At 65.8% G+C, this 14,603-nt stretch carries 16 protein-coding genes and 2 pseudogenes; 13 read left to right on the forward strand and 5 right to left on the reverse strand.

Annotated features, from left to right (window positions below; translation table 11 throughout):
• Nucleotides 1-86: 86 nt before the first annotated feature.
• Nucleotides 87-560 (forward strand): outer membrane lipoprotein, encoded by a 474-nt coding sequence (locus HALZIN_RS0109455; RefSeq protein WP_031383973.1) that lies wholly within the window; start codon nt 87-89, stop codon nt 558-560.
• Nucleotides 561-714: 154 nt separating this feature from the next.
• Here the strand turns inward: HALZIN_RS0109455 and HALZIN_RS0109460 are convergent, their stop codons facing one another.
• The gene (locus HALZIN_RS0109460) at nt 715-999 is read right to left on the reverse strand and encodes a hypothetical protein (protein WP_031383974.1); all 285 of its coding nucleotides are present in this window, start codon (nt 997-999) and stop codon (nt 715-717) included.
• A gap of 300 nt (nt 1,000-1,299) precedes the next feature.
• On the opposite strand from HALZIN_RS0109460, the gene slyD reads away from it, so the two are divergent.
• Nucleotides 1,300-1,782 carry a peptidylprolyl isomerase gene (gene slyD, locus HALZIN_RS0109465; protein ID WP_031383975.1) on the forward strand — a complete coding sequence of 161 codons (483 nt, stop codon included), beginning with the start codon at nt 1,300-1,302 and terminating at the stop codon, nt 1,780-1,782.
• Between the two features lie 141 nt (nt 1,783-1,923).
• Here slyD and ltrA read toward each other — a convergent pair whose 3' ends face one another.
• Complete coding sequence (gene ltrA, locus HALZIN_RS0109470) at nt 1,924-3,006, reverse strand: group II intron reverse transcriptase/maturase (RefSeq protein ID WP_236254974.1); 1,083 nt, start codon at nt 3,004-3,006, stop codon at nt 1,924-1,926.
• Nucleotides 3,007-3,024: 18 nt separating this feature from the next.
• Here ltrA and HALZIN_RS18185 point away from each other — a divergent pair.
• Nucleotides 3,025-3,153 (forward strand): annotated as a pseudogene (locus HALZIN_RS18185) (glycine zipper 2TM domain-containing protein); the annotation flags it as partial.
• An 83-nt stretch (nt 3,154-3,236) separates the two neighbouring features.
• Here HALZIN_RS18185 and HALZIN_RS18190 read toward each other — a convergent pair.
• The 3 genes and pseudogenes from HALZIN_RS18190 to HALZIN_RS0109480 form a co-directional block, all read right to left on the reverse strand.
• Nucleotides 3,237-3,725, reverse strand: a pseudogene (locus tag HALZIN_RS18190) (reverse transcriptase domain-containing protein); the annotation flags it as partial.
• Nucleotides 3,726-3,739: 14 nt separating this feature from the next.
• Nucleotides 3,740-4,003 (reverse strand): hypothetical protein, encoded by a 264-nt coding sequence (locus HALZIN_RS18195; protein ID WP_201448189.1) that lies wholly within the window; start codon nt 4,001-4,003, stop codon nt 3,740-3,742.
• A 540-nt stretch (nt 4,004-4,543) separates the two neighbouring features.
• Entirely contained in the window at nt 4,544-5,338 is a 795-nt protein-coding gene (locus HALZIN_RS0109480; RefSeq protein WP_031383977.1) for an inositol monophosphatase family protein, read from the reverse strand.
• A 206-nt stretch (nt 5,339-5,544) separates the two neighbouring features.
• On the opposite strand from HALZIN_RS0109480, the gene HALZIN_RS0109485 reads away from it, so the two are divergent.
• The 10 genes from HALZIN_RS0109485 (at nt 5,545) to ispG (ending at nt 14,558) form a co-directional block, all read left to right on the forward strand.
• Nucleotides 5,545-6,327: an RNA methyltransferase gene (locus tag HALZIN_RS0109485; protein ID WP_031383978.1), complete on the forward strand. Its 783-nt coding sequence runs from the start codon at nt 5,545-5,547 to the stop codon at nt 6,325-6,327.
• 111 nt (nt 6,328-6,438) lie between these two features.
• Nucleotides 6,439-7,350 (forward strand): serine O-acetyltransferase, encoded by a 912-nt coding sequence (gene cysE / locus HALZIN_RS0109490; RefSeq protein ID WP_035575273.1) that lies wholly within the window; start codon nt 6,439-6,441, stop codon nt 7,348-7,350.
• A 192-nt stretch (nt 7,351-7,542) separates the two neighbouring features.
• Entirely contained in the window at nt 7,543-8,013 is a 471-nt protein-coding gene (iscR, locus tag HALZIN_RS0109495; protein WP_031383980.1) for a Fe-S cluster assembly transcriptional regulator IscR, read from the forward strand.
• Between the two features lie 34 nt (nt 8,014-8,047).
• Nucleotides 8,048-9,196: an aminotransferase class V-fold PLP-dependent enzyme gene (locus tag HALZIN_RS0109500; RefSeq protein ID WP_031383981.1), complete on the forward strand. Its 1,149-nt coding sequence runs from the start codon at nt 8,048-8,050 to the stop codon at nt 9,194-9,196.
• Between the two features lie 71 nt (nt 9,197-9,267).
• A complete protein-coding gene (locus tag HALZIN_RS0109505) occupies nt 9,268-9,594 on the forward strand; it encodes a HesB/IscA family protein (RefSeq protein ID WP_031383982.1) in 327 nt (108 codons plus the stop codon).
• A 178-nt stretch (nt 9,595-9,772) separates the two neighbouring features.
• Nucleotides 9,773-10,198, forward strand: a complete 426-nt coding sequence (ndk, locus tag HALZIN_RS0109510) for a nucleoside-diphosphate kinase (protein ID WP_031383983.1) — start codon at nt 9,773-9,775, stop codon at nt 10,196-10,198.
• An 84-nt stretch (nt 10,199-10,282) separates the two neighbouring features.
• On the forward strand, nt 10,283-11,410 hold the full coding sequence (rlmN, locus tag HALZIN_RS0109515; RefSeq protein WP_031383984.1) for a dual-specificity RNA methyltransferase RlmN: 1,128 nt from the start codon (nt 10,283-10,285) through the stop codon (nt 11,408-11,410).
• Nucleotides 11,411-11,579: 169 nt separating this feature from the next.
• Nucleotides 11,580-12,329 (forward strand): type IV pilus biogenesis/stability protein PilW, encoded by a 750-nt coding sequence (gene pilW, locus HALZIN_RS0109520; RefSeq protein ID WP_031383985.1) that lies wholly within the window; start codon nt 11,580-11,582, stop codon nt 12,327-12,329.
• A gap of 28 nt (nt 12,330-12,357) precedes the next feature.
• Nucleotides 12,358-13,437 carry a RodZ domain-containing protein gene (locus HALZIN_RS0109525; protein WP_031383986.1) on the forward strand — a complete coding sequence of 360 codons (1,080 nt, stop codon included), beginning with the start codon at nt 12,358-12,360 and terminating at the stop codon, nt 13,435-13,437.
• Between the two features lie 5 nt (nt 13,438-13,442).
• Nucleotides 13,443-14,558 carry a flavodoxin-dependent (E)-4-hydroxy-3-methylbut-2-enyl-diphosphate synthase gene (gene ispG, locus HALZIN_RS0109530; protein WP_031383987.1) on the forward strand — a complete coding sequence of 372 codons (1,116 nt, stop codon included), beginning with the start codon at nt 13,443-13,445 and terminating at the stop codon, nt 14,556-14,558.
• Nucleotides 14,559-14,603: the final 45 nt, after the last annotated feature.

A 14,603-nucleotide genomic window follows, 5' to 3' on the forward strand; every position in this document is an offset into this window, starting at 1 on the left:
CTATCTCGCAGCCATGGTCAAAGCGCGGCAATCACGCTAGACTCATTAAAGAACGCCGTTTTTAAAGCAGCTTGCAGGAGATCGCAATGAAGCGAACGCACTATTTACCGGTACTGGCACTGGGCCTGCTGACGCTTGGCGGTTGTGCCAACACCGACACCTACTCGGGCGATGTCTATAGCGGCAGCCAGGCCAAGACCGGTCAGCGCGTGACCTACGGCACCATCGTCTCGGTACGTCCAGTGCAGATCCAGGGCGGCGACCAGAACAGCGGCGTGCTCGGTGGGCTCGGCGGCGCCGTGATCGGCGGCCTGCTGGGCAATCAGATCGGCGGCGGCTCCGGGCGGACCATCGCCACGGCCGCGGGTGCCATCGGCGGCAGCGTGGCCGGGAAGAAAGTCGAGGATACCGCCAACAAGACTGACGCCTGGGAACTCGAAGTACGTCGGGATACCGGCGACAGCGTCATCGTCGTGCAGAAGGCCGACCGCAACTGGCAAGCCGGTCAGCGCGTTCGGCTAATCGGCAGTGGCGCCAACATGAGCGTAGCGCCCTACTGAGTCGCGCGGCGATGTCTCGCCCGCAGCGCCGGCGCTGACACCGAGCGGTAGCAATCGAGAAGCCCCACGGCAAGCCGTGGGGCTTCTCGCGTTGTCGCTTGCGTCCTGGCCGGGTCCAGGACCAACGTAGCCAATGGCTATTTACGGCCAATGGCTATTTACGGGTCTTGGTCTTGCTCATTCCCCAGCCGATCAGCTTGAGCACGACCCAGCCGACCAGCAGCAGGATCAGCAACGTCAGCAGCATCGACACCGGATTGACGATGGCGGTGGCGCCGACGATGGCCAATGCCACACACCATACCCAGCGATCGTCGCGACTACGCAACATCTTGGGTATCCGGCGATCGATGAAGTGGCCGTACGCCCCGTCCCAGTTCTTGAAAGACAGAAACAGGATCACGGCGAAGGCGATCAGCCAGATCAGGGTCACGGTCATGAATCAGCTCCTGAAGGGTTCAATCGGAATAAGGCTCAATGCGGCAAGCGGATAGGACCAAAACGGGGATCAGCATCAACTGCCTGCTCGCAGGGTACCCCCGCCTCGAAAGCCGCGCAACCGGCCCTCCGGCCCGTCCCAGGCCGCTGCTTCCCAGGGATGACCGAGCGCCCGGCAGGCACCCTTGAACAGACGTCAAGTCACGCGGCACAGACATGAAAAAAACAGCGCATCCCCTGACAGCCCTCGGGGGACACGTTACCATGGTCATGACATACACACCGAAAGGTCCATCACATCATGCAGATTGCGCAGAATTCCGTTGTCGCGTTCCACTACACCTTGACCAACGATACAGGTGAAGTGCTGGACAGCTCGGAAGGCCGCGAGCCGCTGACCTATCTCCATGGCTCAGGCAACATCATTCCGGGTCTGGAGAAAGAACTCGAGGGCCACCAGAGCGGCGATAAGCTGCAGGTGAATGTCGCTCCCGAAGAAGGCTACGGCGAAAAGCAGGAGGCACTCGTTCAGGAAGTGCCGCGCGATGCCTTCCAGGGTGTAGAGAGCGTCGAGCCGGGCATGCAGTTCCAGGCCCAGACGCAGGGCGGCCCGCTGATGGTCACCGTGACCCAGGTCGAGGGCGACACCGTTGTAGTCGATGGTAACCACCCGCTGGCCGGCCAGAAGCTCAACTTCGACGTCGAGATCGCCGAGGTCCGCGAAGCGACCAACGAAGAACTCGAGCATGGCCACGTGCATGGCGAAGGGGACCACGAGCACTAGGCTTTGTCCGAAAACTGCCTGCGCTCGGCGATCGACGCCACCCGCTCGGTCCAGTGATCGAGATAGGGGTCGGGAAGGCTTCGCCTCCCCGCCCGAACCGTGCGTGCGGTTCTCCCGCACACGGCTCTCCAGTCGATGGTTTCAACATCGTGATTGGCTCGCTTGCTGCCAGGCTTCGGCTAGGGTGAAAAGCCCGGCAGCGGCGAAGAACCTATTGGGCCAACGTCGCGTGTCTGTTCCGGTGTTGCCACGCCCAGGGCGTTTCTCCTGCTTGCGCAGGATGGCGCGAAGCCGTCGGCGGATGAAGCCATCCAACGGCCGGAACGTTGTCCGATAGGCGTGTCGGAAGTAGCCGAACCAGCCTCTTAGCAGAGGATTGAGTGAGGCGATGATCTGCCGCAGACTCTTGCCTTCCGTCCGCCGCGTCTTGCTTCTCACCTTGTCCTTGAAGGCTCTGAGACTCTTCCTACGTACCCAGCGCTTTCCCGCCTCGAAGCGGTAGCCCAGGAAGTCGAAGCCCTCGCCGCGTTGTCGACAGTCACCGATATGGGGCTTGTCGGGGTGCAGGGTCAGGCCATTCGTCATCACCCAGTCCTGCACGTGGGCCAGGGCCTGCCGGGCCTCCTGCTCGCTGTAACAGAGGATGACAAAGTCGTCGGCATACCGCACCATGCGATAGCCGCGCTGGGTCATCTCCTGGTCCAGCGGGTGCAGGTAGAGATTCGCCAGCAAGGGGCTGATGATCGCTCCTTGCGGCGCTCCCGCGGTGGGGCTCCAGCAGTTCATCTCGCTAACGATGTCCTGCGTCAGCCAGGCACGCAGCAGTGACAACAACCGACCATCGCTGAGCCGTTCCTCAACACGGCTCATGAGGCGGTCATGCGGGATGCTGTCGAAGTAACCCTGCAGGTCGGCGTCGACCCCCCAGGTCATGCCGGCCTTGAGGCCATCATCGACGGCCCGCAAGGCGTCCTTGCAGCCTCTTCCTGGTCGGAAGCCATAGCTCATCGGCAGGAACTCGTGCTCGAGAATCGGTTCGATGACACGCTTGACCGCCGCCTGAACGATGCGCTCCTTGACGGTAGGGATACCCAACGGGCGTGTCTTGCCGTCGCCCTTGGGGATCTCGATCCGCCGCACCGCCTGTGGGCGGTACCGCCCCGCCGCCAGGTCGGCCTGGAGCTCCTCAAGGTGGCGTCCGGACTGCGCGGCGAAGCGTGACACGCTTGCGACCAGAACAGCGGCGTGCTCGGTGGGCTCGGCGGCGCCGTGATCGGCGGCCTGCTGGGCAATCAGATCGGCGGCGGCTCCGGGCGGACCATCGCCACGGCCGCGGGTGCCATCGGCGGGAGCGGGGCCGGGGCCAGCGTCAGCTTCGGTTGCTTGTGCCGGGTCAGCGTGTACCCCAGATAGCTCCGCTTCCACGGCCGGTCCACCGCGCTCTTGTCGCGGTTGACCTTGAGCTTGAGCGAGCCCTCGAGGAACTCACTCAGGCTGGCCATGATCCGCTCTCCCGCCCGTCGACTGCCGACATAGACCTGCATGTCGTCGGCGTAGCGGCAGAAACGATGCCCGCGGCGCTCCAGTTCCTTATCCATGTCGTCCAGCAGGATATTCGCCAGCAACGGGCTGAGTGGCCCACCCTGGGGCGTTCCTTCCGTACGCGGCATGGGCAAGCCATGCTGGAACAGCCCGGCTTTCAGGTAGCGGCGGATCAGGCGCAACACTCGCTTGTCGCGGACGCGGCGTGCGATCCGCGCCATCAGCAGATCGTGGTTCACTCGATCGAAGTACGCTTCCAGGTCGAGATCGACCACCCAGCGGCGGCCAGCCCCCACGTGGGCCTTCATCGCCCTTACCGCCTGTTGGGCGCTGCGCTTCGGGCGATAACCGTAGCTCGACTCGGAGAAATCCGGATCGAAGAGCGGCGTCAGTACCTGCAACAGCGCCTGCTGGATTAGCCGGTCGGTAACCGTGGGGATACCGAGCTGCGGATGGCCGCCCCGTCGGTCCCGCCTTTCGGTTTGGGGATCTCGACGGCTCGGACGGGGCTGGGGTGGTACTCGCCGGCCAGCAGCCGCTCGCGCAGCGTCGGCCAGTACTGTTTCAGGTGGCCCGCCAACTGCTGCACCGTCATGCCGTCGGCACCCGGTGAACCTCGGTTGGCCACCACCCTACGGTAAGCCCGCGCCATGTTGGCCTTCTCTACCACGGCCTCCATGAGCGGGACGGGCTCCGCTTTCGTCCACGATGACGACGCCGGGAGCACAGCGGCAGACCACCCGACCTCCCAGGGTAAGACGCGCGACGTTGTTCGGCGCATCCTTGCGCCTCACCTTTCAGGCTGACGCTCAAATTCGTTCCCGACGAATTGGTCCCGCTTATGCCTGTCGGATCTACGCCATGACGTTCCGTGCAAGTATTGGGCTTTGATGAATTGGGCCATCTCACCCCATCATGACGCCTCGTATCCGCTTCCTGTTCAGCTGGGCGCCCCCGTCGAGCCCGCGTTTTGCCTCGGGCTTCCTTCAGATTCCCCTTCGCAGGAGACACCCTTGCCGTCGGCTAGCACTTCCCCTTGCCGGGCGTGCAGGGGACTTTCACCCAGGTCATCCCGGAGCACCACCCTCGGGAACAGCGCCAGTCACGGCGCTGCGCGCCATGCCTGGCGCACCCAAGAAAAATGCCAGCCAGCGTTAACTGACTGGCATTACCCGAATCGAGCGGTTTTTTCATTGGTGGCAGACGCCTGGCGACGGCCTCAGAGATGCGGCTGCAGGGTCTGCACCAGCGTCTTGTAGAGCCGCGGGCCGGCGGCCATCAGCCGGCCTTCCGGGGTCACGCCGGGCGAACCGTCGGGTCCGCCCATCAGCGCGCCGGCTTCCTTGAGCAGCAGCGTGCCGACCAGGCTGTCCTGTTCCTCGAGGCCCAGCACGAAGGCCGCGTCGACGCGCCCGGCGGCCAGCTCGGCGATGTCGAGCAGCGGGCAGCCGCTGGCGGTCAGCGTGTCGATGCGCGGGCCGAGCTGCTGGGCCAGCGTCAGGTAAGTCGGCAGATGGCGCGAACGCAGCCAGCGTTCCGGCAAGCCCATTGCCAGGCGAATGCCCTCGACCTGGGTGGCCTTGCTGACGCGGATGCGCTTGCCGTTGTGCTGCGCGCCCCGGCCGCGGCTGACCAGGTACTCGTCGTCGCTGAACGGGCAGATCACCACCGCGTGCTCGGGGCGCCCCTTGACCAGGCACACCAGCGACAGCGCGAAGCCGTTGCCGCCGGTGCTTAAGTTGGAATAGCCGTGGAAGGGCTCGATCCGCCACAGCATGTCGCGGCCTTCGCCTTCACCATCGCGGTGCGGGGTGAAGCGACCGGCGACGCCGTGCTGCGGATAACCGCGCGCCAGCTGGCGGACGATCAGCGTCTCGGCGTTGCGGGCGGCGTCTTCGAGCAACTGGTCGATCTTGCGCTCTTCGTGAGCGATGTCGATACGTTCGCGGATGCGCACAAACTGCTCGGCGGCACTGCGCGCGGCGCGCAGTGCGTATTGGACCATCGGATGCATGATCGGGCCTTGAGGATTCGGTAACTGTTAAAGAACGGGATAGCCTTCGGATCGAAGCTGTCGGCGCGAATCCTAGCAGATCCCCTCAATGGCCGCTATCGAAGCTCGAAGCTCGAAGCTCGAAGCTCGAAGCTCGAAGCTCGAAGCTCGAAGCCAGCATGATAGAATTTCGCCCATCCTCTTCGGCAACCTGCAGGTCCAGACTCATGCTCGAGCGCATCCGCATCGTACTCATCGGCACCAGTCACCCCGGCAACATCGGCGCCGTGGCCCGGGCGATGAAGAACATGGGGCTCGCCGACCTGGCCCTGGTCGCGCCGCGCTGCGAGGTCCAGACCAGCGAGTCGATCTCGCGCGCCTCCGGCGCCGACGCGCTGCTCGTCACGGCTTCGCTGCACGAGAGCCTCGACGACGCGGTCGCCGACGCCACGCTGGTGGTCGGCGCCAGCGCCCGCTCGCGCACCCTGCCCTGGCCGATGATCAGCCCGCGCCAGCTGGGCGCCGCGCTGCCCGCCGAGCTGTCCCGTCGCGAGGCCCGCGTGGCGCTGGTGTTCGGCCGCGAGGACAGCGGACTGACCAACACCGAGCTGCAGCGCTGCCATCGTCACGTGCACATCCCCACCAACGCCGAGTTCAGCTCGCTCAACCTGGCCGCCGCCGTGCAGGTGCTGAGCTACGAGTGCCGACTCGCTTGGCTGGACGCCGGCGAGGCCGGGCAAGCGGCCGCGCCCTCCGGCGAGGTGCCCTTCGGTGAGGCGCCCTGCGGCGTCGAGTGGGACAACCCGCCGGCCAGCCATGCCGATCTCGAGCGCTACTTCGCGCACCTCGAGCGCGTGCTGACGGCGATCGGCTTTCACGATCCCGAGCGGCCGCGCCAGCTCATGGCCCGGCTGCGCCGATTGTACCTGCGTGCGCGACCCGACAGCCTCGAGGTCAGCATCCTGCGCGGCATTCTCACCGCCATCGAGAAGCGCACCGGAGGACGCTGAGCGCCCGCGTCGCCGGGCAACCTTGCAGCCCGGCCGACGCGCCCCAATAATGTATGGCCACCCCGATCATCGGCGGGCCGCTGCGCGCCGTCGTTCAACAAGGATCGCTGCATGTTTCGCCGCCTGCGTGAAGACATCCATAGCGTGTTCGACCGCGACCCGGCGGCACGCAACTTCCTCGAAGTGCTGACCAACTACCCCGGCCTGCATGCGCTGCTCGCCCATCGTCTGGGTAGCTGGCTGTGGCGTCACAACCTCAAGTGGCTGGCCAAGACCGTCTCGACCCTGGCGCGCTGGCTGACCGGCATCGAGATCCATCCCGGCGCGCGCATCGGCCGGCGCTTCTTCATCGACCATGGCATGGGCGTGGTGATCGGCGAGACCGCCGAGGTCGGCGACGACGTCACGCTCTACCAGGGCGTGACCCTGGGCGGCACCAGCTGGAACAAGGGCAAGCGCCACCCCACCCTGGGCGACGGGGTGATCGTCGGCGCCGGCGCCAAGATCCTTGGCCCGTTCACGGTCGGCGCCGGCGCCAAGGTCGGTTCCAATGCGGTGATCACCAAGGAGGTACCGGCCGGCGCCACGGTGGTCGGCATCCCCGGCAAGATCGTCAAGCGCGCCGACCCGGACAGCGAGGACGTGCCGAATTTCGATCCCGAGCGGCGCGAGGCGATCCGCCGGAAATTCGGCTTCGATGCCTACGGCGTCAGCCAGGACATGCCCGACCCGGTGGCGCGTTCGATGCAGGCGATGCTCGACCACATGCACGCCGTCGATCAGCGCATCGAGATGATGTGCAACACGCTATGCAAGCTCGACGCCAGTTACCGCACCGGCAACCTGCCCGAACTGCGCGACGAGGATTTCGCCGAGATCCTCGCCGACGTCGACAGCTGCTGCTCGCCCGACCCGGCACTACCCTCCAAGGCTCCCGAGACGCGTGCCGCCGAACGCGATGCCGCGGCTTCGTCGTCCGACGATCAACAGACGCCACGGCGACGTTCGGGCGGGCAGCGCTGAGTCCGCGGCAATTGTTGACCGTTCTACTCGGTTTTTCCATAATGGCCGCAGCATAGCCTCCGACCCGCCGCGAAAGGCGCGCCGGGCGCGGTTTTTCAGCCTGCCGACCCGCAGGCCTTCAGCAATCAGCGTTCGAGCGCCCATGCGTGCGATCACCGTTCTCGATTATCCAACGCGACTTGTGACTCCCTTATGCGCCTGACCACCAAAGGACGCTACGCCGTCACCGCGATGCTCGATCTTGCCCTGCACGGCAAGCAGGGGCCGATCAGCCTGGCCGATATCTCCCAGCGCCAGGCGATTTCGCTGTCGTATCTCGAGCAGCTGTTCGCCCGCCTGCGTCGTGCGCAGCTGGTCAAGAGCGTGCGCGGACCGGGCGGTGGCTACCTGCTGGCGGTCACGCCGGACGCGGTCTCAGTAGCGCGAGTGATCGACGCGGTCAACGAGTCGCTGGACGCGACGCGCTGTCAGGGATTGTCGGACTGTCAGCAGGGCAATACCTGCCTCACCCATCACCTGTGGTGCGAACTGTCCCACGAGATTCACGGCTTCCTCGACGGCATCAGTCTGGGCGAACTGGTCAAGCGCCAGGAGGTCCGGCAGATCGCCGCCCGGCAACGCCAGACCTTCGACGCCAATACCATCGCCACCTCACCACCGTGAAGCAGCAGCACTTACCGAGGCCAAGCAAAGAACCATGAACACCCCCGTGTATCTCGACTACGCCGCCACCACCCCTGTCGACCCCCGCGTCGCCGAGGTGATGACGCGTTATCTGGGACTCGACGGCATCTTCGCCAACCCGGCCTCGCGCAGTCACATGGCCGGTTGGCAGGCCGAGCAGGCGGTTGAGAGCGCACGCCGCCAGGTCGCCGATCTGATCGGCGCGGATCCGCGCGAGATCGTCTGGACCTCGGGCGCCACCGAGGCCGACAACCTGGCACTGATCGGCTTCATGCGCGCCAATCGCGCCCGCGGCCGGCACCTGGTGACCTCGACCATCGAGCACAAGGCAGTCGTCGACACCGCCCGCGCCCTGGAGGCCGAGGGCTTCGAGGTGACCTGGCTTCAGCCGCAGCACGACGGACGCATCTCACCGTCGAAGCTCGCCGCGGCAATGCGCGACGATACGGCGCTGGTGTCGCTGATGGCGGTCAACAACGAGCTCGGCGCGATCAACGACCTGGCCGCGCTGGCGGCAGTGGTCCATGCCCGCGATGCGGTGTTTCACGTCGATGCCGCACAGGCCATCGGACGCCTGACACTGGACGTCGTCGAGCAGGGCATCGACCTGATGTCGCTGTCGGGTCACAAGGTCTACGGGCCCAAGGGCGTCGGCGCGCTGTACGTCAAGCGCAGCCCCGACATCCGTATCGAGGCGCTGATCCACGGCGGTGGCCACGAGCGCGGCATGCGCTCGGGCACCCTGCCGACCCATCAGATTACCGGCATGGGCGAGGCCTTCGCGCTGGCCGCCGACGAGGGCGAAGCCGACCAGGCGCGCATCGCGGCGCTGGCGAGCCGCTTTCTCGCCGGGCTGAAGGGACTCGAGGGCATTCACCGCAACACCGACACCAGCGTCTCGGTGCCCAATATCGTCAACCTGTCGTTCGACGGCATCGACGGCGAATCGCTGCTCATGGCGCTGCGCGGCATCGCGGTTTCCACCGGCTCGGCCTGCAATTCGGCGAGTGTCGAGCCATCCTATGTATTGACGGGTATCGGCGTGCCGCGTGCCCGGGCGCTGACGGCGCTGCGCTTCAGCTTCGGTCGCTTCACCAGCGAGGCCGAGATCGACGCCGCCGTCGCCGACCTGCAACACGCCGTCGCCACACTACGCCGCTAGCGGCGCTATATTCCGGCACCCCCGGCCACTAATTCAGTAGTCGCCGCCGCACAGAAGTCAGGAGGTTTACCATGGCGCACCTATCCATCACCACCACCGCCGCCGAACAGATTCGCCGGGTCCTCGACGAGCGCGGTCACGGCCTGGGGCTGCGCGTCAGCGTCAAGCCCAGCGGCTGCTCGGGCTATAGCTACGTGCTCGATTTCGCCGACGAGGCGGCGGGTGACGACGTCTCGTTCAAGGAGCATGGCGTGCAGGTGTTCGTCGCCCCCGACGCGCTGACCATGCTCGACGGCAGCGAGGTCGACTACGTCAACGAGGGGCTCAACCGCTTCTTTCGCTTCAACAACCCCAACGTCAAGGACCAGTGCGGCTGCGGCGAAAGTTTCAGCGTCTGAAAAATCAGCAGCGTCTGATACCCTGCGCGTCGCGGATGCGTAGCCGTCCACGAAGGGCTATACTAACGCGCGCTCAGCGCCCGCCCCCGCGCGGCGCCTGACCCCGACCCTCTGCGCGCCGCTACCCTGCGGCGCGCAGCCGTATCAGCGACCCTTTGTTTTCACGGAGAACGACACCATGGCCAACCAGCGCACCCTGTCCATCATCAAGCCCGACGCCGTCGCCAAGAACGTGATCGGCGAGATCGTCAGCCGCTTCGAGAAGGCCGGCCTCAAGATCGTCGCGGCCAAGATGCTGCAGCTGTCCCGAGAGCAGGCCGAGGGGTTCTACGCCGAACACAAGGAGCGCGGCTTCTTCGGCGAACTGGTTGGCTTCATGACTTCGGGCCCGGTCACCGTGCTGGTGCTGGAAGGCGGCGACGCCATCGCCAAGAATCGTGAACTGATGGGCGCCACCAATCCCAAGGAAGCCGCGCCGGGCACCATTCGTGCCGATTTCGCGCAATCCATCGACGCCAACGCCGTGCACGGCTCCGATTCCCCGGAATCCGCCGAGCGCGAAGTGGCCTACTTCTTCGGCGCCGACGAGATCTGCCCGCGCTGAGTCGACGCGCGGGAGCCGGCCGGCTCCCGCGGTTGTCCAGTCCGGGTCCGTCCCTCATCACGCCCCACCGACCGGTTGACCACCATGACCGCCACCGCCATTACCCCCCGCACCAATCTGCTTGGCCTGTCACGCGAACAGATGGAAGCCTTCTTCCTGTCGATCGGCGAAAAGAAATTCCGCGCCAATCAGCTAATGAAGTGGATCCATATCGACGGCTGTGACGACTTCGAGGCCATGACCAACCTCTCCAAGCCGCTGCGCGCCAAGCTCGCCGAGGTAGCCGAGGTGCGCGGTCCGGGGGTGGTCTACGAGGGCACCTCGAACGACGGCACCCGCAAGTGGGTGCTCGAGGTCGAGGACGGCAGCTACGTGGAGACCGTGCTGATTCCGTCGGACAACGGCGCCCGGCGCACGCTGTGCGTGTCGTCGCAGGTCGGCTGCTCGCTCGACTGCAGCTTCTGCTCCACCGGCAAGCAGGGTTTCCAGCGCAACCTGACCGCCGCCGAGATCATCGGCCAGGTGTGGGTGGCGCAGCGCAGCAGCGGGCCGCGCCGCGATACCGCCAATCGCCCGGTAACCAATGTGGTGATGATGGGCATGGGCGAGCCGCTGCTCAACTACGACAACGTGGTGCCGGCGATGAAGCTGATGCTCGACGACAACGGCTACGGGCTATCCAAGCGTCGCGTCACGCTGTCGACCTCGGGCGTGGTGCCGATGATCGACAAGCTCGGCGACGAGATCGACGTGAGCCTGGCGATTTCACTGCACGCCGCCAACGACGAGCTGCGCAACGAACTGGTACCGCTCAACCGCAAGTACAACATCCGCAAGCTGCTCGATGCCTGCCAGCGCTACCTGGCCAAGTGCCATGACACCCGGCTGGTGACCATCGAGTACACGCTGATCAAGGACGTCAACGACCAGCGCGAGCACGCCGAACAGCTCGCCGCGCTGCTCGAGGAACTGCCGTGCAAGATCAACCTGATTCCGTTCAACCCGTTCCCGCATTCAGGCTACGAGAAACCCTCGCGCAACCAGACCATGCGCTTCCAGCAGTGGCTGTTCGATCTCGGCTACACCGCGCCGATTCGCGCCACTCGGGGGGACGACATCGATGCCGCCTGCGGCCAGCTGGTGGGCCGGGTCAAGGACCGCACGCGGCGTCACGCGCGTTATATCCAGTCGATTCAGCTCGACGCCGATTGATGGAGCGGTCCCGCCCGTGGGCAGCGACCTTGACTTCGACTGGTCGCAGCGCTTTTATGAGTACGCTCAAAGCTTGGCCGCGCCGTGTCGCGCAAGCGGTTTCTTACAACCCAGAGAGTCGACCGCAGGCCGTTCGCGCCGAACGATCCGCCACCGTCGAGAGGAGTGCATGATTCGTCGCCCATGCTCGTTACCCGCACCCCGGCTGGGTGCCGTCATGTTCGCAACGCTGTGGCTTTCCGGCTGCGCCGCCACGCAGCAGGACGGCCTGGAAAGCGCTGCGGACCCGGACCGGGCGGCCGAGCTCAACGTGGCGATGGGCATCGAGTACATGGAACAGGGCAACCTGCCCCGCGCGCAGCGCAAGCTCGAACGCGCCTTGGCCATCGATCCCGGCAATGCCGACGCGCTGCAGGCCAATGCGCTGCTCTACCAGCGCCAGGGCGAGAACCGGCTGGCTCGCGAGTTCTTCAAGCGCGCGCTGGCCGCCAACCCCGACCTGACCCGAGCGCGCAACAACTACGCGGCATTCCTCTACCGCCAGGGCGAGATCGCGGCGGCCTGCGAACAGCTCGAACGCGCCAGTCAGGACATCAATTACGACAACCGCGCCCAGTTATTCACCAACCTGGGCCGCTGCCGGCTCGAGCGCGGCGCGCTGGCCGACGCCGCCGAGAGCCTCCAACGCGCCCAAAGCATCGACCCACGCTACGCGCCCAGTTATCTGGCGCTGGCGAGAACACTCACCGCACAGGGCGAGCAAGATCGCGCCTGGGACCAGTTGCAACGCTTCATCCGGTTGACCGGCACCACCCCCGAGAGTCTTCGACTGGCCGAGCAGATCGCCAGCGCTCGCGGTGACAGTGCCAGTGCCGCTTTCTATTCGCAGCAGCTGAACGAGTCTCAGCGCGCTCCCTGATCACAAGATAAGAGAGGACTGCTCAGTCATGAGCGACGCACACCAACGACAGGAAGCCAGTCTCGACCCCGAACTCTCATCCGGCCGGCACTCTTCCGGCGAGATGCTCAAGCGCGAACGCGAGCGCCAGGGCCTGACCATCGAGGAAGTCGCGGTTCAGCTCAACCTGCGCCCGGCGGTGGTCAACGGTCTCGAAGCCGATCAGTACAACGAGGTGCCGGTCGCCGCCTATCGCCGCGGTTATCTGCGCGCCTACGCGCGGCTGATGGGCATCGATGAAGGCCCGGTGGTCGCCGCCTACAATGCCCAGCACGGCGACACCCGCAGCGACGTCGAGCGGCGTGTCACCCCGGTGCAGCACGCGCGCAAGCCGTCGCGGGTCGGCGCCTGGATCTTCAAGCTGTTCACCCTGCTGGTGATTCTCGGCCTGATCGGCCTGACGCTGTTGTGGTGGCAAAGCCGCAACGGCAACGACCTGCTCGGCCTGAGCGGCTCCAGAGAAGGCAATGTCGCCGAGTCGATGAACGACGGACCCGCTGGGGCCAGCGGTACCGACGGTCAAGACGCTGGCATGCCCCCGGTCGCCGATCAGGACGGCGAATTGGGTCTGGTCGCGTCAGAGGGTGGCGCAGCCGACGCCGGAGCGAGCGAGCCGCCGCTGGTCGAGGATCCCGCCACGAGCGAAGACACCGCCACCGCGACGGCGCCCGACGACACGACGCAGACGCCGAACCCGATCATCGCCGAAACCGATAACAGCTCCGCCACCGGCACAGCCCGTTCAGACGGCAGTGATACCGCCAGCCAGGCCGACAGCGCCACGCCGCCGGCCGAGCAGAGCGCCACCCAGACGCCGGCCGTCAACGAACGGCAACTATCGCTGACATTCAATGAGCAGTCGTGGACCGAAATCTACGACGCCAACGACCGCCGCATCCTGGTCGGCCTGCAGTCCGCCGGCACCCAGGCCACGGCCGAGGGCGACCCGCCGTTTCGCCTGACCATCGGCAACGCCACTGGCGTCGAGTTGAACTACCGTGGCGAAGCCGTCGACCTCGCTGCCCGCACCGGCGGTAACAATGTCGCCCGCTTTACGCTGGGAGAGTAATCACCATGCACGCTCAGTCCCCCATCCAGCGGCGCAAGTCGCGCCAGATCCATGTCGGTTCGGTCGCTGTGGGCGGTGACGCGCCCATCTCCGTGCAGAGCATGACCAACACCGACACCCTGGACGTCGCCGCCACCGTCGAGCAGATCAAGCGCCTGGCCGCTGCCGGCGCCGACATCGTGCGCGTCTCGGTGCCGACCATGGACGCCGCCGAGGCGTTCGGCCGGATCAAGCGCCAGTCGCCGGTGCCGCTGGTCGCCGACATCCACTTCGATTACAAGATCGCCCTGCGCGTCGCCGAGCTCGGCGTCGACTGCCTGCGCATCAACCCCGGCAACATCGGCCGCGAGGATCGCGTGCGCGCGGTGGTCTCGGCGGCCCGCGACAACGCCATCCCGATCCGCATCGGCGTCAATGCAGGCTCCTTGGAGAAGGACCTGCAGAAGAAGTACGGCGAGCCGACCTCGGCGGCGCTGGTGGAATCGGCGATGCGCCACATCGATCATCTGGATCGCCTCGACTTTCCCGATTTCAAGGTCAGCGTCAAGGCCTCCGACGTGTTCATGGCGGTGGGCGCCTATCGCGACCTGGCCAGCCGCATCGAACAGCCGCTGCATTTAGGGATCACCGAGGCCGGCGGGCTGCGCTCGGGCACCGTCAAGTCGTCGATCGGCTTAGGGCTACTGCTGATGGACGGCATCGGCGACACCATCCGCGTATCGCTGGCCGCCGACCCGGTCGAGGAGGTCAAGGTCGGCTTCGACATGCTCAAGAGCCTCAAGCTGCGCGCCAAGGGCATCAACTTCATCGCCTGCCCGAGCTGCTCGCGCCAGAACTTCGACGTCATCAGCACCATGAATGCCCTCGAGGAGCGCCTCGAGGACGTCATGACCCCGCTCGACGTCTCGGTGATCGGCTGCGTGGTCAACGGCCCCGGCGAGGCCAAGGAGAGCGACGTCGGCCTGACCGGCGGCAGCCCGGCCAATCTGGTCTACCTGGACGGCAAGCCGGCTTCCAAGCTGCGCAACGATCATCTCGTTGACGATCTCGAGAAACTGATCCGCGACAAGGTACGCGAGAAGCAACAGGCCGAGCAGGACACGATCGTTCGCGCGCGTTAATCCACAGATCGCACGACCCGAAGTGGTCCGGCGGTGCCGCGCCGC

Origin of the sequence: Halomonas zincidurans B6 (genome assembly GCF_000731955.1) — a bacterium.
Lineage (GTDB): Bacteria > Pseudomonadota > Gammaproteobacteria > Pseudomonadales > Halomonadaceae > Modicisalibacter > Modicisalibacter zincidurans.

Coding starts and splice junctions, on each gene's coding strand:
- pilW (WP_031383985.1), top strand. CDS start 11,580: ATGATTCGTCGCCCATGCTCGTTACCCGCACCCCGGCTGGGTGCCGTC.
- slyD (WP_031383975.1), top strand. CDS start 1,300: ATGCAGATTGCGCAGAATTCCGTTGTCGCGTTCCACTACACCTTGACC.
- iscR (WP_031383980.1), top strand. CDS start 7,543: ATGCGCCTGACCACCAAAGGACGCTACGCCGTCACCGCGATGCTCGAT.
- HALZIN_RS18195 (WP_201448189.1), bottom strand. CDS start 4,003: ATGGAGGCCGTGGTAGAGAAGGCCAACATGGCGCGGGCTTACCGTAGG.
- cysE (WP_035575273.1), top strand. CDS start 6,439: ATGTTTCGCCGCCTGCGTGAAGACATCCATAGCGTGTTCGACCGCGAC.
- HALZIN_RS0109505 (WP_031383982.1), top strand. CDS start 9,268: ATGGCGCACCTATCCATCACCACCACCGCCGCCGAACAGATTCGCCGG.
- HALZIN_RS0109460 (WP_031383974.1), bottom strand. CDS start 999: ATGACCGTGACCCTGATCTGGCTGATCGCCTTCGCCGTGATCCTGTTT.
- rlmN (WP_031383984.1), top strand. CDS start 10,283: ATGACCGCCACCGCCATTACCCCCCGCACCAATCTGCTTGGCCTGTCA.
- HALZIN_RS0109485 (WP_031383978.1), top strand. CDS start 5,545: ATGCTCGAGCGCATCCGCATCGTACTCATCGGCACCAGTCACCCCGGC.
- HALZIN_RS0109525 (WP_031383986.1), top strand. CDS start 12,358: ATGAGCGACGCACACCAACGACAGGAAGCCAGTCTCGACCCCGAACTC.
- HALZIN_RS0109480 (WP_031383977.1), bottom strand. CDS start 5,338: ATGCATCCGATGGTCCAATACGCACTGCGCGCCGCGCGCAGTGCCGCC.
- ndk (WP_031383983.1), top strand. CDS start 9,773: ATGGCCAACCAGCGCACCCTGTCCATCATCAAGCCCGACGCCGTCGCC.
- HALZIN_RS0109455 (WP_031383973.1), top strand. CDS start 87: ATGAAGCGAACGCACTATTTACCGGTACTGGCACTGGGCCTGCTGACG.
- ispG (WP_031383987.1), top strand. CDS start 13,443: ATGCACGCTCAGTCCCCCATCCAGCGGCGCAAGTCGCGCCAGATCCAT.
- HALZIN_RS0109500 (WP_031383981.1), top strand. CDS start 8,048: ATGAACACCCCCGTGTATCTCGACTACGCCGCCACCACCCCTGTCGAC.